Origin of the sequence: Sphingomonas sp. LM7 (genome assembly GCF_002002925.1) — a bacterium.
Classification (GTDB): domain Bacteria; phylum Pseudomonadota; class Alphaproteobacteria; order Sphingomonadales; family Sphingomonadaceae; genus Sphingomonas.
The window spans coordinates 2,079,165-2,100,422 of sequence record NZ_CP019511.1 but is presented as its reverse complement, the minus strand read 5'-3'; the positions used below and the strand labels follow the sequence as shown (position 1 = coordinate 2,100,422).

Here is a 21,258-nt window from a genome sequence, read left to right as displayed (position 1 = left end):
GCAAGCGTATCGCCCGCGGAGGGTTCCCCTCCGTCACGCTTCGCGCGCCACCTCCCCCGCTGCGCGAGGGAGGAATTCTGATGACACGCCATTTCCTCGACCTTTCCGATGCCGGCACGGTGGGCGTGCAGGCTATGCTCGACGACGCCATCGCCCGGAAGCAGGCGCGCGCCGGCTGGCCCAGGGGCAAGGCCGATGCCGATGCGCCGCTCGCCGGCCATGTCCTCGCGATGATCTTCGAGAAGAACTCGACGCGCACCCGGGTGTCGTTCGACATGGCGATCCGCCAGCTCGGCGGGACCAGCATCGTGATGGACGCCGGCAGCATGCAGCTCGGCCGCGGCGAGAGCATCGCCGATACCGCGAGGGTGCTCTCGGGCTATGTCGATGCGATCATGATCCGTACCGACGATCACGCCAAGGTGGTCGACATGGCGAAATATGCCAGCGTGCCGGTGATCAACGGGCTCACCGACGCCTCGCATCCCTGCCAGATCATGGCCGATCTGCTGACCATCCTAGAAAGCGGCCGTGCGCTGCCGGGGCTCAAGCTTGCCTGGCTGGGCGACGGCAACAACGTCCTCGCCTCGATCATGGAGGCCGGCGGACTGCTCGGCTTCGACGTGGTCGCCGCCTGTCCGCAGGGCTTTCAGCCGAGCGACGCGGATGTCGCACGCGGCCGCGGCCGCGCCAGGGTCGTGGGCAGCGCGAACGAAGCCGTCGAAGGCGCCGACGTGATCGTTACCGATACCTGGATCTCGATGGGCCAGGCGCATGCCGAGACCAAGCTCGCGGCGATGATGCCCTTCCAGGTCACCGAAGCGCTGATGGCATCGGCCAAGCCCGACGCGGCGTTCCTCCACTGCCTGCCCGCGCACCGCGGCGAGGAAGTGGTCGATGCCGTGATCGACGGCCCGCAATCGCTGATCTGGCCCGAGGCCGAGAACCGGCTGCATGCACAGAAATCCGTGCTACGGTGGTGCTTCGGACAGATCTAGGGGGCAGGCATGCCGGCAATCCGGAGTATCGCGTTCGCCGCTCTGATACTGACCGTCGCGCTCGCGATCGCAGCTTTCTTCGATGAGGAATTTCGCGGGGATTCGGGAGTGCTGCTCGTGTTGTTCGTGGCCGCCGCGAATGCAGGCGCCGTGGCTAAACTCGCGAGCGTTGGCCACGTTGGCATCGCAAGTGCGGGGCTATGGTTTATCCTGCTCAGCGCTTTGCTGGCTCTCGCAGCCGTGAGCTGCTCCTATTGGGTCGGCGTCGTCCTTCCTTCCGACGACAGCTTGTCTGGAAATTTGAATCGATTCTTCTTCCTGGCGTTTCTGGTCGAGCGGCTGCTCTGGGCCGGGCTCGCCGCACTGACTATCGGCTGGATGTTCTGGGTTGCGGCATGGTTCGCGGCGCGGCGAACCGAGCGTGTTGTTTCGAGCTCGCGGCGTCCTATCTAGGCCCGGAACCCAAAATCTCCGTTCGCCCCGAGCTTGTCGAAGGGCGGTTTGCCGCAAGCATCTCGCTCGTGGAGGGCCGCCCTTCGACAGGCCGGGGCGAACGGCTGGAGACGAGAAGTGACCCCTATCACCGCCCCCACCACCGATCTCGATCGCGTGATCGGCTTCACCATTCCGGACCGCCATGCCCGCGGCCGCGTCGCGCGGCTGGGGCCGGTGCTCGACGAGATCCTGTCGGCGCATGCCTATCCCACGCCGATCGAGCGGCTGCTCGCCGAGGCGCTGGTACTCACGGCGCTGCTCGGCGCGACGCTCAAGGACGCACAGGGGCAGATGACGCTTCAGGCGCAGTCGCCCGGCGCGATCGTCAGCCTGCTGGTGTGCGACTACAAGAATGGCGAGCTGCGCGGCTATGTCCAGTTCGATGCCGAGCGGCTGTCGCAGCTGGGCAAGAACCCGACGCTCGACGCGCTGTGCAAGAAGGGGCATCTCGCGATCACCTTCGACCAGGCGACGACCAAGGAGCGCTACCAGGGGATCGTCCCGCTCGCCTCGGCGTCGATCGGCGCGGCGGCGGAGGCGTATTTCCTGCAGTCCGAGCAGATCCCCACTCTGGTGCGGATCGGCACGCATCGCGGCAAGGACGGCAAGCTGATCGCCGGCGGCATCCTCGTCCAGCATTTGCCCGAGGGCGAGATCGGGCGCGAGCGGCTGCATACCCGGCTCGACCATCCCGAATGGCAGCATGTCGAGGCGCTTTCGGCGACGATGGGCCCGGACGAACTCGCCGAGCCGAGCATCGCGCTCGAGAACCTCGTTTGGCGGCTGTTCAACGAGGAAGAGGAAGTGCGCGTGCTCGCCGGTGCCACCCTGTCGCGCGGCTGCCGCTGCGATACGGGGTACATCACCGAAGTGCTCAGCAAGTTCCCGCCCGAAGATCGCGCCGAGATGGCCGATGAGAATGGCGTGATCAGCGTCGACTGCGCGTTCTGCTCGAAGAAGTTTCCGGTGCAGCTCGCCGATTTTGTTTCACCGCCGTTGTAATCGCAAAACGGGCTTCCATATCTCCGGCGAACCGCGGACGCAGCATTCGTTTGGGGCGCCGAATGCTGTCGCGCGGGGCGGGGAGTGATGGATGATATTTAAGCCTTTGATGCGCCCGGCGATTTTGGCAGCGTTGGTCCTGTTCGGTGCCGCGGCTGCGCCTGCCCAGCGCGGCGCGCCCAATGCACTGGGCGGGATCGAGCATGGCCAATGGCAGCTCAAGAGCCCCGACGGGACGACGCGGCGCGTGTGCGTCGCCAATCCCGCGTCGCTCATCCAGATCGTCCACGGCAACACCCAGTGCGAGCATTTCGTGATGGAGAATAGCGAGCGCTCGGCGACGGTCCGCTATACCTGCCCGAGCCACGGCCATGGCCGCACGGCGATCTCGGTCGATACGCCGCGGGTGATCAACATCCAGACGCAGGGCGTGGCCAACGGCGCGCCGTTTTCCGAGCAATATGAGGGGCGGCGGATCGGCGCCTGTAGCTGATCCGGCGCGGTGACGATTCGTTAACCTTGTTCGTTTAGAGTTTGCCTCGCTCCTTCCTGGAGCATTTCCTCTCTGGCAAATTCCAACTGGGCCGCTTCACCGCGGCCCATTTTGCGTTGCGGCACGAAACCGGCTAGCGGCGGCGATCATGACCGACAGCGTTGCAGTTGCCCTGATCTCGGGCGGTTTGGATTCGATGATCTCCGCGGCGCGTGCGCGCGAGGAGGGGCATCGGCTGCTTGCGCTTTCGATCGACTATAATCAGCGCCACCAGGTCGAGCTCGCCGCCGCGCGCCGCATCGCGCAGGCGCTGGGTGCCGAGCGCCATGTCGTGCTGCCGCTCGATCTGCGCGCATTCGGCGGCTCGGCGCTGACTGCCGAGATCGACGTGCCCAAGGAAGGCGTGGGCGACGATATCCCGGTCACCTATGTGCCGGCGCGCAACACGATCTTCCTCAGCCTGGCGCTCGGCTGGGCCGAGGCGATGGGCGCGCGCGACATCTATATCGGCGTCAACGCGCTCGACTATTCGGGCTATCCCGATTGCCGCCCCGAATTCATCGCCGGGTTCGAGAAGCTCGCCGAACTGGCGACCAAGGCCGGGGTCGAGGGCGAACCCTTCCGCATCCGCGCGCCGCTGCAGGACATGACCAAGGCCGATATCGTCCGCGAAGGCATGCGGCTGGGGCTCGATCTGGGCATGAGCTGGTCGTGCTATGATCCGGCGCCCGGCGGGGTGCATTGCGGATTGTGCGACAGCTGCCGCCTGCGTTCCAAGGGCTTTGAAGAGGCCGGCGTTCCCGATCCGACGGGCTACGCGACCGCACCATGAGCTACGCCGTCAAGGAAATGTTCCTCACGCTCCAGGGCGAGGGCGTGAATGCGGGAGCGCGCGCGGTGTTCGTGCGCTTCGCCGGGTGCAATCTGTGGTCGGGTCGTGAACAGGACCGCACGACCGCGGTGTGCAAGTTCTGCGACACCGATTTCGTCGGCACCGACGGGCTGGGCGGCGGCAAGTTCGCCGATGCCGATGCATTGGCGGACGCAGTCGTCCGGCATTGGGGTGCCGAGGCCGAGCGGCGCTTCGTGGTGCTCACCGGCGGCGAGCCGATGCTGCAGATCGACGACGGCCTTGTCGATGCACTCCATGCCCGCGGTTTCCGCATCGCGATCGAAAGCAACGGCACCTTGCCCGCGCATCCCGGGATCGACTGGGTGTGCATCAGCCCCAAGGCCGGGAGCGAAGTCGTCCAGCGCTCGGGCGACGAATTGAAGCTGGTCTGGCCGCAGGCGGGAACCGACATCGACCTGATCGAAGGCTGGGACTTCGCAAACTTCCTCGTCCAGCCGATGGACGATGCGAATGGCGAAACGAATGTCCGCGCCGCGGTGGCGCTGGCGATGGAGCGGCCGAAGTGGCGGCTGTCGCTCCAGACCCACAAGCTGCTGGGGTTGCGCTAGATTTACGACTTCTCTCGTTACCCTGGCGTTGAGCCGGGGTGACGCTGCCTTTGGGTCGGGCAGAAGAAGCGGAATCCCGGCTCAAGGCCGGGATGACTGAAATTATTTAGCGCGTGGCGATCTGCAGCGCGCCGCACTTCTTCACCTGATAGGTGTTCTTGCGCCAGCATTTGTCGTTGCCGAACGGCGGCAGCGGCGCGGAGGTCAGCACCTGATAGTTGACGCTGCGGCGGAACTGCTCGCCCCAGGAAGCAAGGCTGCCGCGAAGTTCGCGCATCCGGTCATGTGCGAGATCGCCGAATTGGCCGCGGCGCGTGAACAGCGCATCATGGCCGATTGTGGCGGCGGTCTGGCAGAAAGACAGCTGGCCAGAGACAGTCGAAAAGCCCGAATAGACGCGGGTGCCGAACCGGTCGAGTTCTGTTTGTCCGGCCTTCTTCGTCTTGTACACGCGTGTGAAATATTTCTCGAGCGTTCCATAGGATTCACGCAGTTCTACTTCGTGATCCTTGAGGAGCGCATTGTAATTGCCCAGCGTCAGCAGCGTCGGCTCGAACTGGCACTGCAGCGCGGCCACGTTGAGCGCGGCACGCAGGTTCCACACCAGCGCGGCGCGGAGCTCCGCGGGGCTGGCGTCGGGAAGGGCGGGGCCGGTCATGCCCGGCTCGGCGCCGGTCACACGCGCGCCGGCGAGGTTCACCGACTTGAGGAAGAATTGCGCCGATGCGGGTGCGGCGGCGAAGAGGCCGGCCGATACGGCCAGCATGGAAACGATACGCGGAACGAGCATCACGCCCTCTTTTTAGCTTGTCCCACGCGTGGTTAAGGAATTTTGAGTCCGCGCCCAAGCTCTTTTTTCGCGGTGGCCGCCGCGGCCCTGCACGGCACCAACGAAAAGGGCCGCCCGGTTGCCCGGGCGGCCCTTCAAAACACGCTCACGCGCGCGATGATTACATCGCGTTGGTGGTGGTGTTCTCGGTGACCGTGGTGGTCGTGTTGGTGGTCTCGACAGTGGCGTTCTCGACCGGAGCAGCCGCGTCGATGTTGGTGACCATCGTGTCGGTGACGGTGACGTTCTCGGTCGGCACGACTTCGGTGGTGTTGGTCACGTTGGTCGACGTCTCGTTGCTGGTGCACGCCGAGGCCAGAAGGGCCGCGCCGGCGATCATCGAACCTGCAACGATCTTGGAAAGGACTGCACGCATGTAAAAGCTCCCTAGATAGTGGATTTGGACAGCGGTTCCGCCGTTTAATAACCCAAACCGGACTGGACATTAGTCGGTTTGTGGCAGCCCCTCAAGACTCCATTTGCTCTTCAGGCCGCCAGGGCCCCCAAAAAAGGCAAAAATGTGGCGGCCAGCGCGGCGTCGAACCGCTCCGCCGTAACGTTCTTGCCCAGGGCAGCGGCGCTGGTGACGGGGAATTCGGCGATGCCGCACGGCACGATCCCGGTGAAGTGGCTGAGATCGGGGGACAGGTTCACTGCGAAGCCATGCAGCGTCACCCATTGGCGGATGCGCACGCCGATCGCGCCGATCTTGGCCTCGTGGCCACTCTGGTCGAGCGTCCAGATGCCGATCCGGCCGGGCGCGCGGAATGCCTCGATATCGCATGCGGCAAGCGCGGCGATCACCCAGCCTTCGAGCGCGTGGACATAGCAGCGCACGTCGCGCCGCCGCTCGCGCAGGTCGAGCACGACATAGCCGATCCGCTGGCCGGGCCCGTGATAGGTGTAGCGCCCGCCGCGGCCGGTCTTGTGCACCGGGAAGCGCGGATCGAGCAGCTCGGCGGCGTCGGTCGCGCTGGTGCCCGCGGTGTAGACCGGCGGATGCTCCAGCAGCCAGACCAGCTCGCGCGCCTCGTGCCGCGTGACTGCCGCCGCGCGCGCCTCCATTTCGGCCAGCGCCTCGGCATAGTCGATCCGGTCCGGCTCGACGCGCCATTCGATATCGGATGTCATCCGCGCCGATTGCGCCGCGCGCGCGATTTGCGCAAGCATTGGCAAGCCTCCGGCGGGAGGCTAACACCTTGGCCGGGTCAAAGGGAACAAGAGTGCCATGGTGAAAATGGGAACGGTCTGGGACCGTACCGCCGAGTTCCTGAGCGACAACATCGCCGCCATCGTGCCGGTCGCGCTGCTCGCCTTCTTCGTGCCCGCCTCCATCAGCGGCAATTTCGCCGCGGCGGCGACCAATGCCGGCGCGGGCCTGAAGATAGTGCTCCAGGTCCTGCAGATCCTGTTCGCATTGCTGGCGGTGTGGGGATCGCTGGTGATCACCGCGATGGCGCTCGACATCGCTTCCGAGCGCAGCGCCGCGAACATCGCCACGCGGCGCTTCGTCCCCGCGGTGATCGTGTCGGTGGTAATGTTCGCGGTCGCGTTCGTGCTGGTGCTGCCGATCCCCGGCATCCTGGCATCCAACGGCTATGACATGATGGCGATCGCCAATGGCGAGCCGGTGGCGATCGCCAGCGGCGTTGCGTGGTCCGTCGGCCTCTACGCGCTCGTGCTGCTGGCGGTGCTGCTGTGGGTGATCGCCCGGCTGATCGTCGCGACGCCGGTGGTGGTGCGGGAGAACCGCATCCTGAGCGCGCTGGGCGAATCCTGGTCGCTGACGCGTGGCGCGGCGTTGCGCATCGTCGGCGTCATCGTCCTGTTCGCGATCGTCAGCTGGGTGGCGGGGCTCGCCGCGCAGACCGTGTTCGGCGTCATCTTCGCACTGGTCGCGGGGAATGACGGCGACGGCGTGACGCTGTCGAGCGTGATGACATCGATCGTCGTCGCCGCGGTCCAGTCGGCATTCATGGTGATCCCGCCCGCCTTCACGGCCAAGCTCTACCTCGCGCTTGCCGCACAGGCGGGCCTGCGTCACGGCGACGCCGCGGCATGAGCCTGCGCCTTGCCGGCGTGCTCGCCGACGCCCGCATCCTGTGGCGCCGAGAGCGCGACTTGCTCCTGCCGATCGCGGGGGTGTTCTTCGTGCTGCCGATGCTCGGAATCGTGCTGCTGCTCGCCAATAGCGGCTTTCCCGGCGACGTCGCGCCCGAGAAGCTGCGCGAGGCCGTGATGGCGTTCTACGTCGCCAATCTGGCGCCGATTCTGATCGCCAACCTCGCAATCGACTTCGGCACCTTCGCCGTGCTCAACCTATACCTCCAGGGCGACGGCCGCACCCTGGGCGAAGTGCTCAAGCTCACGATGCGGCGCTTCCTGCCGTTCCTCGCGATCGACATCATCGGGTCGCTGCTGTTCAGCTTCGGCGCATCGCTGTTCCTGCTCCCCGGCCTGTTCGCCTTTGGCCGGACCTGGCTGGCGGGGCCCGCTCTGGCCGCGGCGCCGGAGGGCGGGGTGGTCGGCGCATTCCGGCAGGGCTGGCGGCGCAGCGCCGGCTTCGGCTGGGTCGTGCTGCTCGCCGCGGCAGGCGTGACCTTCCTCGGCGCGTTCCTGCTGATCGTGGTGTCGACCGGCCTGCTTGGCGGGCTCGCGGCGTTGATCGGCGACCCGCGCATCGCAGCGGTGCTCGGCTATGTTGCCACTGCATTGATCGGCGGTCTGGCCTGGTCGGTGCTCGCGGTGCTGCGTATCGCGGCCTATCGCTCCAGCGAGCCCAGACAGGGAATGTGAGGCGCCGCGTCGGGGGGCAAAACTCCGGCGATCCGTGGATCGGCAAAGCTCTCCACCGTGCGCTTGTACGGCACGAAGCCGTGCCGCCGGTAGAAGCCCAACGCCGCCGGATGGTCCAGCGTGCAGGTGTGCACCCAGACGCGCGCCACGCCCTTGCGCCAGGCGAGGCCCAGCGCCTGCGCCATCAGCCAGCCGCCATTGCCCTTGCCGGTAAGCTCGGGGACCAGCCCGAAATAGGAAAGCTCGCACACGCCCTGGGTGCGGAAGTCGAGCTCGAGCATGCCCAGCTCGATTCCGGCGCGGTCGGTCGCGGCATAGACTTCGATTCGTTCGTCATCGAGGATCCGGCGCAGCGCCGCCTCTGCCATCACCAGCCGCGAGAACCACAGCCAGGGCGCGCCGACGCGGCGAAACAGCGCCCGGTATTTCTCGCTGTCCGGCGCGGGCCAATGGCTCAGCTTGAGCGGCGAGGGCGGGGCAGGGCGCAACGGCGGCTTGCTGCGCATCTCCAGCGAGGTAACGATCGTCGCGATCTGGTCGTCCGGGACGGGCGTCAGGCCCATGCGGCGACCGGCGGCAGGCTCATCAGGATAGCATCGACATTGCCGCCGGTCTTGAGCCCGAACAGCGTGCCGCGGTCGTAGATCAGGTTGAACTCGGCATAGCGCCCGCGCCATTCGAGCTGCTGGTCCTTGTCCGCCTCGCTGAACGGCGCGTCCATCCGCCGCCGGACGATGCGCGGAAAGGCGTCGAGGAACGCGCGGCCGACATCCTGGGTGAAGGCGAAATTCGCGTCCCAATCGCCTTCGAGGTGATCGTAGAAGATGCCGCCGACGCCGCGATGCACCTTGCGGTGCGGGATGTAGAAATAGTCGTCGGCCCATTGCTTGAACCGCGGATAATGTTCGGGGTCATGCGCGTCGCATGCCGCGCGCAGCACTGCGTGGAACTCGGCGGTGTCGGCCTCGACCGGGATCGGCGGGTTGAGATCGGCGCCGCCGCCGAACCAGCGCTTGGTCGTGCACAGGAAGCGCGTATTCATGTGCACCGCGGGGACGTGCGGGTTGGCCATGTGCGCGACCAGGCTGATCCCGGTGGCGAAGAAGCTGGGATCCTCGCCTGCGCCGTGGATGGTCTTGGCGAATTCGCCTTCGAAGGCGCCGCCGACGGTCGAGACGTTGACTCCGACCTTCTCGAACACCTTGCCCTTCATCACTCCGCGCACCCCCCCGCCGCCGGGCGCGCCCGAGGGATCGGTGCGGTCCCAGGCGAGATAGTCGAAGCGCGCGTCCGATCCCGCCTCGGCCTCGATCGCCTCGAACTCGGCGCAGATCTGGTCGCGCAGGCTTTCGAACCAGGTCCGGGCGGTTTGCTGCTGGGGGTCGAGGTCTTGCATGGCCGGGCTAGTAGGCCCGGGCGGGGAAGCGTGTCGAGGGGACAGAATGTCCCGCCCGCACTCGCTCAGGCGGGAAAGCCGTCGGTCTGGCGCGCGTCTCGCCAGCGCAATCTCTTGGCGGTGGATACCAGCGCGCACCGCCTTGGCCGCCTAAACATTCCTGGAAATGTAGGATTTGTTCTGCTCTCGTGACGGCATGGGCATGCTCCGCCATTTCAACGCCGCGCCGTTGCTTGACCGTCAACGCTCGCGCGATGGCATGCGTCAACTTCGTCAACGCTCGCGCGATGGCATGCGTCAACTTCGTCAACCGTTCGCGCGATGGCATGCGTCAACTTCATCAACTGTACACGCGATATGCGTCAACTTCGTCAACTTCGAAGCCGTCCCGCCAAGCGAGACCCGGCAAAATCGCTCGTGGTTGGCGCTCGGAGATACCGCCGCGTCGGTCCACCGCGCCCCGCAACGCGTCATCCCCGGCTCAAAATCCCTGTTGGCAAAGCCGCTTCCCGCCGTCTATCAGGCCCGCCAAGCCACCGGGGGGCACCGGGCGGCTCTGGGCGTGTATGCGCCCGCGTCCCGTTTATCCCGCGTGTTCGTGCGGGCATGTTCTGAAGTGCAAGGGCTGAAGCATGGCAACGCTTGAAGACGGTGTTTCCCCGACCCAGACGGTGGTCCCGCCGGGTGACGTGATCGAGAATCCGCGCCGCCGCGACTATCTCCAGATCGCCGCAGTGTCGTTCGCGGGCGTCGGCGCCGGCGTCGTCGTGCTGCCGCTGATCAATTCTATGAACCCCTCGGCCGACGTGCTCGCGCAGTCGACCACCGAGCTCGACGTCTCGGCGATCGAGCCGGGCCAGGCGATCAAGGCGAGCTTCCGCAAGCAGCCGCTGTTCGTCCGCAACCTGACTCCGGCGGAGATCGCCGCGGCCGATGCGGTTCCCGTGTCGAGCCTGCGCGATCCGCAGACGCTCGCCGAGCGTACCAAGGAAGGCCATGGCAACTGGCTGATCACTTTGGGCGTGTGCACCCATCTCGGCTGCGTGCCGCTGGGTGCGGGCGAAGGCGAGAATCGCGGGCCGTTCGGCGGCTATTTCTGCCCGTGCCACGGCTCGGCCTATGATACTGCCGGCCGCATCCGGCAGGGCCCGGCGCCGACCAATCTGGCGGTGCCCGATTATGCATTCACGTCCGACACTGTCGTCGTGGTCGGTTGAGGATAGACGCAGATGAGCTTCCCCTGGGCACGCCATTACGAACCGAAGAACCCGCTGACGCAGTGGATCGACAGCCGGCTTCCGCTGCCGCGCTTCGTCTATAACGCGGTCGGCGCCGGCTATCCGGTCCCGCGCAATCTCAATTATTTCTGGAACTTCGGCGTGCTCGCCGGGGTGTGCCTGGTCATCCAGATCGTCACCGGCATCGTGCTGGCGATGCACTTCCACTCGTCGGCCGCCGGTGCGTTCGAATCGATCAACGGCACGATCATGCGCGACGTCAACGCCGGCTGGTTCCTGCGCTTCGCGCACGCCAACGGCGCCAGCATGTTCCTGCTGGTGGTCTATATCCACATCTTCCGCGGGCTCTATTACGGCTCGTACAAGGCGCCGCGCGAGATGGTCTGGCTGATCGGCGTGGTGATCTTCCTGCTGCTGATGGCCACGGCGTTCATGGGCTATGTGCTTCCCTGGGGCCAGATGAGCTTCTGGGGTGCGCAGGTCATCACCGGCTTCTTCTCGGCGATCCCGGTCGTCGGCGAATGGATCCGCGTCTGGCTGCTCGGCGGCTATGCGCCGGACGACGCCGCGCTCAACCGCTTCTTCTCGCTCCACTATCTGCTGCCCTTCGTGATCGCGGGCGCCGTGATCCTCCACATCTGGGCGCTCCACATCCCGGGTTCGTCGAACCCGACCGGCGTGGAAGTGAAGGGCGAGCAGGACACCGTTCCGTTCCACCCGTACTATACGGCGAAGGACGGCTTCGGAGTTGGCGTGTTCCTGATCCTGTTCTCGACGCTGATCTTCTTCTACCCCGATCTGCTTGGCCACCCGGACAATTACATCCCGGCCAACCCGCTCTCGACTCCGGCGCACATCGTCCCCGAATGGTATTTCTGGCCGTTCTACGCGATCCTGCGCGCCTTCACCGCGGACTTCATCATCCCGGCGAAGCTGTGGGGCGTGGTCGCGATGTTCGGCTCGATCCTGCTGCTGTTCTTCCTGCCCTGGCTCGACAAGTCGCCGGTGCGCTCGGCGAACTTCCGCCCGGCATACCGCATCGCCTTCTGGGTGCTGGTGCTCGACGTGCTGGTGCTGGGCTATTGCGGCGGTTCGGCTGCCACGCCGGCCGTGGTCATCATCAGCCAGATCACCGCAGCCTATTATTTCGCGCACTTCCTCATCATCGTGCCGATCATCTCGCGCCTCGAGCGTCCCAAGCCGCTGCCCAACTCGATCACCGAGGCAGTGCTGGGCGATCATGGTGGCTCGCGGATGAGCGAAACGGCGCTGAGCGCGTAAAGGGGAATCGAGAAAATGCTTCCGCTGTTCATGCGCTCGATCAAGTTCCTGGTGGGCCTCGCCTTTATCGGCGTGCTGTTCCTCTCGCTCGTCGGCACGATCGTCGGCCTCGTGCAGGAGCCGCCGCAGCCTACCGCCGAGGAAGAGTTCCATCACCACGCCAAGGAGCTGAAGCTCGCTTCGGACGGGCCGTTCGGCAAGTTCGACAACGCCCAGATCCAGCGCGGCTTCCTGGTCTATGAGAAGGTCTGCGCGGCCTGCCACTCGCTGAATCTGGTGTCGTTCCGCGATCTCCAGAAGGTCGGCTACAACGAAGCCGAAGTGAAGAAGATCGCCAAGGACTGGCCGTTCAAGCAGCCGGTGCAGGATCCCAAGGCCGGCACCTGGGGCGAGCGCGACAACCTTGCCTCGGATCGCTTCCCCAAGGTGTATTATCCGGGCACCGGCACGCCGCCGGATCTCAGCCTGATCGCCAAGGCGCGGCATGACGGCGGGGCCTATGTCTACTCGCTGCTGACCGGCTATGAAGAGAAGCAGCCGGCCGAGCTGCTCAAGCACTTCCCCGGCGCCAAGACTCCGGACGGTTCGCACTACAACCCGTATTTCGCGAACCTCAACATCGCGATGCCGCCGCCGCTGACTGCCGAGAATCAGGTCACCTATTCGGACGGCACCCGCGCCACGGTCGATCAGATGGCCAAGGACGTCTCGGCGTTCCTCGTCTGGACCGCGGAGCCGACGCTGCAGACGCGTCACTCGGCAGGCTTCGCCGTGGTGATCTTCCTGCTGATCGCGACGGGGCTCGCTTACGGCGCGTACCTGACCGTGTGGCGGGGCGTGAAGCACTAAGGCCGACGCCTCCCGCGTCGCTGAAATATTGGAACCCGCCGGAGCCTGTGCCCGGCGGGTTCCTCGTTTGAGGAAGGCCGGCCATGGCGAACGACAATGAAGACATTCGCCGGCGCATCCGCACGATCCCCGATTTCCCCAAGCCCGGCATCCAGTTCCGCGACATCACCACCTTGCTGCTCGACGCCGAGGGGCTCCGGCTGACGATCGAGCGCCTGGCCGATGGGGTCGAGGGCAAGGTCGATCTCGTCGCCGGGATCGAGGCGCGCGGCTTCCTGTTCGGCGCGGCGCTGGCGGTGAAGCTGGGCACCGGGCTGCTGCTGATCCGCAAGGACGGGAAGCTCCCCGGCGCGACGATCGCCGAGGATTATGCGCTCGAATACGGCACCGATCGGATCGCCATCCACGCCGATGCGTGTGCGCCCGGCGCCCGGGTGCTGCTCATCGACGACTTGATCGCCACCGGCGGAACGGCGCGCGCCGCGGTGCGGCTGCTGCGCAAGGCCGGCGCCAAAGTGACCCAGGCCGCCTTCGTGGTCGACTTGCCCGAGCTGGGTGGCGCCGATGCGCTGCGCGGCGACGGGATCGCCGTCAACGCGCTGGTCGCGTTCGATGGGCATTGAGCGGATCGGAACATCGCCGCTGCGATACCGTTCTCAAATCGTCAGCCGTCTGACCCGGCTGCGCTTGAGAGGATCGCCATGACGTTCATTCGCCGCATCTCCGCCATCGGGCTGCTCGCTGCGCTCGGGCTGGGCACCGCCGCCTGCACCGAGGACGGCTATGGCTATTCGGGCGTCTCGGTCGGCTATGCCAGCGCGGGCTATTACGATGGCTATGGTGGCGGATACGGCGGCTATGACGATTATGGCTATGCCGGCTACGGCAGCGGCTATGGCGCGTCCTATTTCGGCTGGTACGGCGACTATTATTATCCGGGCTCGGGCTATTACGTTTACGACCGCGACCGCCGCCCGCATCGCTGGAACAGTGGCCAGCGCCGCTATTGGGAGAACCGCCGCAACAATTGGCGCGGGGATCGCAGCCAGATCCGCGACAATTGGGGGCAATTCCGCAACGAGCGGCGCGAGGACCGCGGCGCCTATCGCACCGGCCGCGGCGACGATCGCCGAACCTATCAGCCCGGCCGCACGACGCGTCCCGAATTCCGCGAAAACCGCCCGCAGAACCGCAGCGAATATCGCGGTGCCCGCAGCCAGGACCGTGGCGAGCGGCGCGGAAGTCGCCGGGGTGGCCGCGACTAAGCCGGACGCGCTTGTAATGTAGGATTTCGTCTGCTTGCATCGAGCGGCGCTTTTGCCGTCCACTCTTTGAAATCGTCTGACCGATCCACTCTGCGCCTAGTCGGCGGCCGGCCGCCGTCGCATCAGTGCCAGCGCAATGAAACGGAGCACGGGTTCGTCCTTCTGGTTGAACGTCGTCATCTGGTTACGGACGCTGCCCATCTCGGGGCGGCTCTGTGATGGCCGCACTTCCAATACTTCGCTCTCGCAGCGCAGGACATCGCCCGGATAGACAGGCTTGAGCCAGCGCAGTTCGTCGACTCCCGCCGCGCCCAGGCTCGCCTGTGGATGCGCCTTCATATGCTCGACGAACATTGCCATCGTCATCGCGCAGGTATGCCAGCCGCTCGCCGCGAGCTTGCCGAAATGGGTCTCGGCCGCTGCCCCATCGGAGAGGTGGAAGGGTTGGGGGTCATAGCGCTGCGCGAACTCCAGAACTTCGTCGCGCGTCACTTCGTAGCTGCCAAAGCTGCGCTTCATGCCGACTTCGATATCGTCAAAATAGAGCATGACTTCAGTTTCGTATGGAAACTAACCTTTGGCAAGCCTCAGCGGCGCAGCGTCGGTGCGAAGACGGCGTCGGTGCCGTCAACGCCCGCTTTGGGACCGAGGCCGAGCAAGCCGCGGAGCAGCGGATAGACATCGACATTGTCGAAGGCGGGGAGGGTGGCGGGCCGGAACGCCGGACCATGGCCGATGAACAGCGCGGCCATCTCCGGCGCGTACACGTCATAGCCGTGATTGCCGCCGGTGGCAGGCTCCGACGGTGCCGCCTTTTCGATCTGCCAGCCGGTTTCGGCGAGGCAGAAGATCGGCGCGACCCGCACGTTCGTGCCGTAGTGAAAGCGTGCCGGGAACGCGCCTCTGCGCCAGCATTGCATGTGCGGGTGGCTGGTCAGCAGCGCCTTTTCGACAGCCGCTGCATTGCCCGGCGTCGGCGCGAGCGTGACGAAGGCGCCGGTCTCGAGAACGCGGACGTCTTCCAAAGGGACCACATCGCCGAGCACGACGACCCGGTCGCTGCTCGTCGGTGCCATGCCGTGGTCGGCGACGATCACGAGATTGGCGGGCTGGTGCTGCGCGGCGAGCCCCGCGACCAGTTCACCGATGTGCCGATCGACTCCGGCCACCGCCTCTAGCGTCCGCGCATCGCCGGGCCCGAAATCATGGCCGGCCTCGTCGACGGCGTCGAAATAGAGCGTCAGGAAGCGTGGGCGAATCGCCGCGGGGCGGCGGACCCAGTCCAGAATGCCGGCAACGCGCTGGGTGCCGCTGACCGACTGGTTGAATTGCTGCCAGTCCGATGGCCGCTCGCCGCCGATCGTTTCCCACTCGTCGGCCTTCTTCTTGGTGCCGCCGATCGCGATGTTGGAACCTGGCCAGAACTGCGTGGCGGTGCGGATCCCGGCGCGCTCGGCATCGAGCCAGATCGGGGCGGCGGCGCTCCACCAGAAGGGATCGTCGCTCTTCATCGTAAAGGTTTCGCCGGGGCGCGCCGGATCCTCCATCTTGTTGGCGACCAGGCCATGGCGATCGGGGCGCAACCCGGTGACCAGGGTCCAGTGATTGGGATAGGTCTTGCTGGGGAAGCTTGGCCGCATCGCACCGCGCGCACCTTCCGCCGCCAGCCGCGACAGCACCGGCGTGACGCCGCGATCGAGATAGTCCGGACGGAAGCCGTCGATCGAGATCAGGATCGTCACCGGCGCGCGCGTCTCGACCGACGCGGCCGATGTGGGCTGCATACCGGGTGCGGCGACGCAGGCCTGCAGAAGCGCGGCGAGGGCGGCCGCGACCAGCTTCGAACTCCAGTGCATGGCCGTGCCTTGCCACTGCGATGTTGCCGGAGGAAGTCGCTTGCGCTGACTTCGCTGCGCGGTAGCATTTCGAAAAATGGGAGGGAATGTCATGATTCGGAACGCTGCGCTCGCCGCCGGCTTGTTCGCACTCGGGGCAAGCGCCGCATCCGCAGGGCCGGACCGTGCTGACACTGTGGCGCCGGCACAATCGCCCGCCAAGGTCGGGGGAATGGTCGCGAAAGCCTATCTCGACCGGCCTGACATCGTCCCGCTCAGGATCCCGCAGGCACGCGGCGTCCACTATGCCGATGCCGCGTCGGGCTATGGCGCCGCCCGGCTTGCCGAAGCGACAGGCGACAGGGCGTTGCTTGCACGCGTGATCGCCCGCGAGACGGTGGCCAAGGGCATCGAGAATTCGGCCAGCCACGTTGATGTCAGCGTCTATGGTGTGTGGCCGCTGGAGATCGCGCGGCAGACCGGGGATGCCGATGCGCTGCGTCGCGGACTGGCGCTCGCCGACAATCAATGGGCGGTGCTGGGCAGCGACGGATTGTCGACGCAGGCGCGCTACTGGATCGACGATGTCTGGATGATCGGCACGCTTCAACTCCAGGCATATCGCGTATCGAAGGATGCCAAATATCTCGATCGCGCGGCGCTGATGGGGCGGCGCTATGTCGAGCGGCTCCAGCAGCCCAATGGACTGTTCTTCCACGGCGACGCGGCGCATTTCTATTGGGGGCGCGGCAATGGCTGGGTCGCAGCGGGCTTTGCCGAGATTCTCACCGATCTGCCTTCCGAGCATCCCGAGCGCGCGGCGATCGAGGCGGGGTATCGAAAGATGATGGCCGCGCTCCTCGCCAATCAGGCAAAGGACGGGATGTGGCACCAGCTGATCGACCATCCCGAGAGCTGGAAAGAGACTTCGGGAACCGCGATGTTTGGCTTCGCAATGGCGCGCGGCGTGCGGCTCGGTATCTTGGCCGACCCGGCCTATGCCGGTGCCTATAAACGCGCCTGGGCGGCGCTGCCCGCCTATGTCCGGCCCGACGGACAGGTCGCCGAAGTATGCGTCGGAACCAACAAGGCCGACAAATTGGAGCATTACCTCAATCGCCCTCGCGCGACTGGCGACCTGCATGGCCAGGCCGCCTTGCTATGGTTTGCCGCCGAGCTGGTGGCGCAGAACAAGCGCTGAAGGTGCGGATGCTTTAACCGCTTCGTATGAGTCGGCGCAGTAGCAAGCTGCTCATGCGGCGCGCTTATTTGCCCAACGGACGCGGTTCGAGCCGATTTTTGCACGCCAGCGGGTTGCTGCTGGCGGGCACCGCAATCCTTGCGGCCGCGGTGGCGGGGTACCCCGTTGTCGCAGTGGGGACGCTGGCCGCGGCATCCCTTGGCACGCTGCTGCTGATGCGCCGCCGATTCGCCGGACTCGCCGCGCAGCTGGCCGGGCTCGCCAAGGTCGAGCCGCGCGCATCCTCGTGGGAGACGCTGCAGCACGCCATCGATCGTATCGAGGATCGGGTCCGCAGCACCGACGACCGAGTCGAGCAGCGCCATGCCCTTACCGGACTCCCGACGCGCGAGCCGTTACTGGCGTGCATGCAGCGCGACGGGGAGGGGACGCTCGGGCTGGTTGCGCTCAGCGATTTCGATCGGCTCTGCGCATTCGATCCCGGGCTTGCCGATCGCGCGCTCAAGCAGTTTGCCGCGCGGATCATGCGGATGGTCGGCGAGGAGCGGATGGTCGCGCATGTCGATCGTTCGCATTTCGCCTTGTGGTTCGGCCCCGGCCTGGAAGCGGACGAAGTCGAGCGGCAACTCGTCGCGATCAGCTATGCGCTGAGCGACGTGATGAACGAGGATGGTCGCGAACTGGTGCCCGAGGTGCGCGTGCACCACGCCACCTGGTCGGCAGCTGAGGAGGCCGCGCCCGCGACACTGTCGCGCGTCCTTGCGGCATGCGCCGCCGGTGCCGAGGCGCCACTGCAGGTTCTGCGGATCGACGAGACTTCGGCGGCGGCCGAGCGCGATCGCTATGTGCTGGAGCAGGATCTGCGCGGAGCGCTGCATAATGGCGAGTTCGAGCTTCGCTACCAGCCGCAGGTCGACGCCGCGAGCGGACGAGTGATCGGCGCCGAGGCATTGCTGCGCTGGCTCCATCCGACGCGCGGCATGGTGTCGCCGACGCTCTTCATCCCGGTACTAGAAGCGGCTGGAATGATCGAGGAAGTCGGGCTCTGGGTGCTAAACGCCGCCTGCCGCGAGGCGCGGAGCTGGCACCGGCTGGGGCAGGGGCCGCTCACCGTGGCAGTCAACGTCTCGGCGCATCAGCTCGATCGCCCCGATATCCATACCTTAATCAAGCGCACGCTCGAGCGCCATTCGCTGCGCGCCAGTCTGCTCGAGATCGAGCTGACCGAAAGCGCCGCCGCGGCGGACGTGGGCCGCGCCGAGCGGCTGTTCGAAGCGCTGCACGCGCTGGGCATCCACATCGCGATCGACGATTTCGGCACCGGCTTCTCGAGCCTCTCGGCGCTCCGCGCGCTAGCTTTCGACAAGATCAAGATCGATCGACAATTCGTCACCGAGGTCGAGCAGCGCCGCGATAGCCAGGCGATCTGCCAGAGCATTATCGCCTTGGCACGTGGGTTGGGGATCCGGGTGCTGGCCGAAGGCGTTGAGCGGCAGGAGGAATATCTGTGGCTCCGCCGCCATGGCTGTTCCGAGTTCCAGGGGTATTATTTCTCGCCGCCGCTCGGTGGTGCCGAATTCCAGTCCTTCGTCCGCAACCTCGCCCCGCTTCGCGATCGTCTGGTGCTCGATGCGCGGCAGGTCCAGACGACGCTTTCCCAAAGGCTTGCCCGATGAATCACCGATCGTTCCTGCGCCTTGCCGTCCTCGCCAGCGCGACTGCGCTTGCCGCCTGTTCGAAGGGGGCGCCGCCGCAGCCCGCCGCAGTCCAGGCGCCGCTGCCCGGGAGCGAAGTCGATGCGGTCCAGGCGTTGCTGATGCAGGGCGATCGCAAGAGCGCCGAAAAGCGGCTCAAGCCCTTGCTCAAGCGCGAGCCGATGAACCCCAAGCTGCTACTGCTCCGCGATTCGATCTCCGGCGACCCCAAGGAGCAGCTGGGGCCGGTCAACTACCCCTATACGGTCCGAGCGGGCGAGACGATCGAGGAGCTTGCAGAACGGCTGCTCGGCAATCGCCTCAAGGCGTATCAGCTCGCGCGCTACAACGACCTCGTCAATCCTTCGGCGCTAGCGGCAGGCCAGGTCCTGCGGATTCCGGGCACGCCGCCGCGGCCCAAGCCCCAGCCGGCAGAGCGTCCCCCGGTGCGGCCGGCGCCGAGCACTGCGCGTCCCAAACCGGCGGCGCCGACGCCGGCACCTGTGCCCGCCAAGCCGGCAGCCAATCCGGCTGCAGCGCAGCGCGCGCGTTCGGCGGGTCTGGCGGCGCTCAATCGCGGCGCGGTGTCGCAGGCAGTGGGGCTGCTTCAGCGCGCGCATGCGCTCGATCCGGGCAACGCAGTGATCCTGCGCGATCTCCAGCGGGCACAGCGGATCGCAGCGACCGTACGCGCCCGGCAATAGGGCGTTTCGCGCACAATAAATCCTTAAGTTCCCGCCGCTAAGCTGCTGGGATGGACAGGCTGGGCCGTTACAGAATCGAAGCGCGGATCGGCGAAGGCGCGATGGCCGATGTGTTTCGTGCGCACGATCCGGATATCGGGCGCGTCGTCGCGATCAAGGCGCTAAAGCCCGACTATCGCCGCGACCCCGAGCTGGGCGCGCGATTCCTGCGCGAAGCGCGGGCTGCCGGTGCGCTTAATCATCCCAATATCGCGACGATTTATGATGTCGGCGAGGCCGATGGCGTTCCCTATATCGCGATGGAGCTGGTCGAGGGGCGGCCGCTCGACATGGTGCTCCAGGCCCAGGGCCGCATGCCGTTCGAACGCGTGCTCGCGCTCGGCGCGCAGCTGAGCGACGCGCTGGCCTATGCGCATGCCCAGGGCATCGTCCACCGCGACGTCAAGCCTTCCAACATCCTGCTGTCGTCCGACGGCAAGACCGCCAAGCTGCTCGATTTCGGCGTGGCGCGCATCGGCGAGAGTGACGGTGGTATCGCCGATCGCCAGATGGCGCGCACCCAAGCGGGCCAGATGATCGGCACGCCGCGCTATATGAGCCCGGAACAGGCGCTGGGCCTGCCGGTCGATCCGCGCTCCGACCTGTTTTCGCTTGGCGCAGTCCTCTACGAGATGGTCACCGGCAAAACGGCGTTCGACGCCACCGGCCTTGCCACGCTCGCGCTGCAGATCGCGCAGGAAAAGGTTACGCCGATCGAGCGTTCGGCAGCCGATTGCCCGCCGGGACTGCGCCAGATCATCGACAAGCTGCTCGCCAAGAAGCCCGACCAGCGCTTCGCCGACGGCACGCACCTGCTCCAGGCGCTGCAGCGGGAAACCGTGGCGCTGACCGCGGAGGACGGGGTGACTCGCCGCGGGCTTTCGATTCGCGTCAAGCTGCCCCTGGCGCTGGTGAGCATCACGCTTGTCGCGCTGCTGCTCAGCATCTCGGCGATCCTGACCCGCCAGCAGCGCGCGCTCGAACATATGGCCGTCACTTCGGGCGAGACGATCGCAACCTTCGTGACCAAGAATGCAGCGGTCCTGCTCGCCGACAATGCCGGGCTTTCGCCTGAGGAACAGGACTGGGCGCCGCTCCAGGCGTTTGTCACGGCTGCCAGCCAGGATGGCGGCGTGCGCGGGATCGTCGTTATCGACGCCGGCGGCACAATCCGGGCAGCGAGCGACGGCCGCCGCGTCGGACAGAGCTATGCGCGACCCGCCGGCGAGGAACAGTTGAGCGACGCCGTGACCAACGCCGCGGATGGGAAGGACGGCGCGCTGCGCTTCGTCCGGCCGATCCGCTATGCCGGCGCTGATTTCGGCTCGGTCGATATCCTGTTGCCGCGTACTTCGCTGGATGCGGCGATGGCAAATGCGCGAACGCTGCTGATCGTGCTCGCCTCGATCATCATGCTCGTGGTGCTGGTGATCGGCTATATGAGCGGCGCGATGGTGGTGCGGCCGCTGCGCCGGCTCCAGCAGAGCTTCGACCAGGCACGCGAACAGGGATTTGCGCTGCGCATCTCGCATCGCCGCCGCGACGAGATCGGCGCGTTGTTCGACGGGTTCAATCGCCTGGCGGCGGACACCGAGCCGAAGCTTCACGGCACCGCTTTTGCAGACGAGCCTGCGCTAGACGCCACGTGCATCCAGCTCGCACCTAAGCGGGCCGCATAGCAT

General features: G+C 66.2%; 25 protein-coding genes. 18 read left to right on the top strand and 7 right to left on the bottom strand.

What is annotated here, in order from left to right:
* Positions 1-80 precede the first annotated feature (80 nt).
* The 6 genes from argF (at position 81) to queE (ending at position 4,449) form a co-directional block, all read left to right on the top strand.
* Complete coding sequence (argF, locus tag BXU08_RS09390; protein WP_077509825.1) at positions 81-998, top strand: ornithine carbamoyltransferase; 918 nt, start codon at positions 81-83, stop codon at positions 996-998.
* A 9-nt stretch (positions 999-1,007) separates the two neighbouring features.
* The gene (locus BXU08_RS09385) at positions 1,008-1,451 is read left to right on the top strand and encodes a hypothetical protein (RefSeq protein ID WP_077509824.1); all 444 of its coding nucleotides are present in this window, start codon (positions 1,008-1,010) and stop codon (positions 1,449-1,451) included.
* A gap of 126 nt (positions 1,452-1,577) precedes the next feature.
* Positions 1,578-2,495, top strand: a complete 918-nt coding sequence (locus BXU08_RS09380; RefSeq protein WP_150125637.1) for an Hsp33 family molecular chaperone HslO — start codon at positions 1,578-1,580, stop codon at positions 2,493-2,495.
* A gap of 91 nt (positions 2,496-2,586) precedes the next feature.
* Positions 2,587-2,988: a hypothetical protein gene (locus tag BXU08_RS09375; RefSeq protein ID WP_171982480.1), complete on the top strand. Its 402-nt coding sequence runs from the start codon at positions 2,587-2,589 to the stop codon at positions 2,986-2,988.
* Positions 2,989-3,136: 148 nt separating this feature from the next.
* Positions 3,137-3,820: a 7-cyano-7-deazaguanine synthase QueC gene (queC, locus tag BXU08_RS09370; protein WP_077509821.1), complete on the top strand. Its 684-nt coding sequence runs from the start codon at positions 3,137-3,139 to the stop codon at positions 3,818-3,820.
* Positions 3,817-4,449, top strand: coding sequence for a 7-carboxy-7-deazaguanine synthase (gene queE / locus BXU08_RS09365; protein ID WP_077509820.1), 633 nt, complete (start codon positions 3,817-3,819; stop codon positions 4,447-4,449). The genes queC and queE overlap by 4 nt, the downstream gene beginning before the upstream one ends.
* Before the next feature lie 106 nt (positions 4,450-4,555).
* On the opposite strand, the gene BXU08_RS09360 is transcribed toward queE, so the two are convergent.
* The 3 genes from BXU08_RS09360 to lipB form a co-directional block, all read right to left on the bottom strand.
* Positions 4,556-5,239 carry a hypothetical protein gene (locus tag BXU08_RS09360; RefSeq protein ID WP_077512210.1) on the bottom strand — a complete coding sequence of 228 codons (684 nt, stop codon included), beginning with the start codon at positions 5,237-5,239 and terminating at the stop codon, positions 4,556-4,558.
* Positions 5,240-5,399: 160 nt separating this feature from the next.
* On the bottom strand, positions 5,400-5,654 hold the full coding sequence (locus BXU08_RS09355; RefSeq protein WP_150125482.1) for a hypothetical protein: 255 nt from the start codon (positions 5,652-5,654) through the stop codon (positions 5,400-5,402).
* A 110-nt stretch (positions 5,655-5,764) separates the two neighbouring features.
* Positions 5,765-6,448 carry a lipoyl(octanoyl) transferase LipB gene (gene lipB / locus BXU08_RS09350; protein ID WP_077509818.1) on the bottom strand — a complete coding sequence of 228 codons (684 nt, stop codon included), beginning with the start codon at positions 6,446-6,448 and terminating at the stop codon, positions 5,765-5,767.
* 58 nt (positions 6,449-6,506) lie between these two features.
* On the opposite strand from lipB, the gene BXU08_RS09345 reads away from it, so the two are divergent.
* Together BXU08_RS09345 and BXU08_RS09340 are read left to right on the top strand one after the other, a co-directional pair.
* Positions 6,507-7,340 (top strand): hypothetical protein, encoded by an 834-nt coding sequence (locus BXU08_RS09345; protein WP_171982479.1) that lies wholly within the window; start codon positions 6,507-6,509, stop codon positions 7,338-7,340.
* Positions 7,337-8,074, top strand: coding sequence for a hypothetical protein (locus BXU08_RS09340; RefSeq protein ID WP_077509816.1), 738 nt, complete (start codon positions 7,337-7,339; stop codon positions 8,072-8,074). The genes BXU08_RS09345 and BXU08_RS09340 overlap by 4 nt, the downstream gene beginning before the upstream one ends.
* Here BXU08_RS09340 and BXU08_RS09335 read toward each other — a convergent pair.
* Positions 8,041-8,637, bottom strand: coding sequence for a GNAT family N-acetyltransferase (locus tag BXU08_RS09335; protein ID WP_077509815.1), 597 nt, complete (start codon positions 8,635-8,637; stop codon positions 8,041-8,043). The two genes, BXU08_RS09340 and BXU08_RS09335, sit on opposite strands and share 34 nt — an antisense overlap.
* A complete protein-coding gene (hemF, locus tag BXU08_RS09330) occupies positions 8,628-9,470 on the bottom strand; it encodes an oxygen-dependent coproporphyrinogen oxidase (RefSeq protein ID WP_077509814.1) in 843 nt (280 codons plus the stop codon). Before hemF ends, BXU08_RS09335 begins: the two co-directional genes overlap by 10 nt.
* Positions 9,471-9,672: 202 nt before the next feature.
* On the opposite strand from hemF, the gene BXU08_RS19560 reads away from it, so the two are divergent.
* The 6 genes from BXU08_RS19560 to BXU08_RS09305 all read left to right on the top strand — a co-directional run bounded on the left by BXU08_RS19560 (position 9,673) and on the right by BXU08_RS09305 (position 14,103).
* The gene (locus BXU08_RS19560) at positions 9,673-10,116 is read left to right on the top strand and encodes a hypothetical protein (protein ID WP_171982478.1); all 444 of its coding nucleotides are present in this window, start codon (positions 9,673-9,675) and stop codon (positions 10,114-10,116) included.
* Positions 10,103-10,687, top strand: coding sequence for a ubiquinol-cytochrome c reductase iron-sulfur subunit (gene petA / locus BXU08_RS09325; protein WP_077509813.1), 585 nt, complete (start codon positions 10,103-10,105; stop codon positions 10,685-10,687). The genes BXU08_RS19560 and petA overlap by 14 nt, the downstream gene beginning before the upstream one ends.
* A gap of 12 nt (positions 10,688-10,699) precedes the next feature.
* Positions 10,700-11,989: a cytochrome b/b6 gene (locus BXU08_RS09320; protein ID WP_077509812.1), complete on the top strand. Its 1,290-nt coding sequence runs from the start codon at positions 10,700-10,702 to the stop codon at positions 11,987-11,989.
* A 15-nt stretch (positions 11,990-12,004) separates the two neighbouring features.
* Positions 12,005-12,838, top strand: coding sequence for a cytochrome c1 (locus BXU08_RS09315; protein ID WP_077509811.1), 834 nt, complete (start codon positions 12,005-12,007; stop codon positions 12,836-12,838).
* A gap of 83 nt (positions 12,839-12,921) precedes the next feature.
* Positions 12,922-13,461, top strand: coding sequence for an adenine phosphoribosyltransferase (locus BXU08_RS09310; protein WP_077509810.1), 540 nt, complete (start codon positions 12,922-12,924; stop codon positions 13,459-13,461).
* 78 nt (positions 13,462-13,539) lie between these two features.
* Entirely contained in the window at positions 13,540-14,103 is a 564-nt protein-coding gene (locus BXU08_RS09305) for a hypothetical protein (protein WP_077509809.1), read from the top strand.
* A gap of 96 nt (positions 14,104-14,199) precedes the next feature.
* Here BXU08_RS09305 and BXU08_RS09300 read toward each other — a convergent pair whose 3' ends face one another.
* Together BXU08_RS09300 and BXU08_RS09295 are read right to left on the bottom strand one after the other, a co-directional pair.
* Positions 14,200-14,652: a MaoC family dehydratase gene (locus BXU08_RS09300; RefSeq protein WP_077509808.1), complete on the bottom strand. Its 453-nt coding sequence runs from the start codon at positions 14,650-14,652 to the stop codon at positions 14,200-14,202.
* A gap of 38 nt (positions 14,653-14,690) precedes the next feature.
* Positions 14,691-15,959, bottom strand: a complete 1,269-nt coding sequence (locus tag BXU08_RS09295) for an ectonucleotide pyrophosphatase/phosphodiesterase (RefSeq protein ID WP_077509807.1) — start codon at positions 15,957-15,959, stop codon at positions 14,691-14,693.
* A 91-nt stretch (positions 15,960-16,050) separates the two neighbouring features.
* Between BXU08_RS09295 and BXU08_RS09290 the strand changes: the two genes are divergently transcribed.
* From BXU08_RS09290 to BXU08_RS09275, 4 genes are read left to right on the top strand one after another with little or no spacing between them, the layout of a single operon-like run.
* Positions 16,051-17,139, top strand: a complete 1,089-nt coding sequence (locus tag BXU08_RS09290; protein WP_171982477.1) for a glycoside hydrolase family 105 protein — start codon at positions 16,051-16,053, stop codon at positions 17,137-17,139.
* A gap of 53 nt (positions 17,140-17,192) precedes the next feature.
* On the top strand, positions 17,193-18,815 hold the full coding sequence (locus tag BXU08_RS09285) for a bifunctional diguanylate cyclase/phosphodiesterase (protein ID WP_171982476.1): 1,623 nt from the start codon (positions 17,193-17,195) through the stop codon (positions 18,813-18,815).
* Positions 18,812-19,537: a LysM domain-containing protein gene (locus tag BXU08_RS09280; RefSeq protein ID WP_077509804.1), complete on the top strand. Its 726-nt coding sequence runs from the start codon at positions 18,812-18,814 to the stop codon at positions 19,535-19,537. Before BXU08_RS09285 ends, BXU08_RS09280 begins: the two co-directional genes overlap by 4 nt.
* 50 nt (positions 19,538-19,587) lie before the next feature.
* Positions 19,588-21,255: a serine/threonine-protein kinase gene (locus tag BXU08_RS09275; protein ID WP_077509803.1), complete on the top strand. Its 1,668-nt coding sequence runs from the start codon at positions 19,588-19,590 to the stop codon at positions 21,253-21,255.
* Positions 21,256-21,258: the final 3 nt, after the last annotated feature.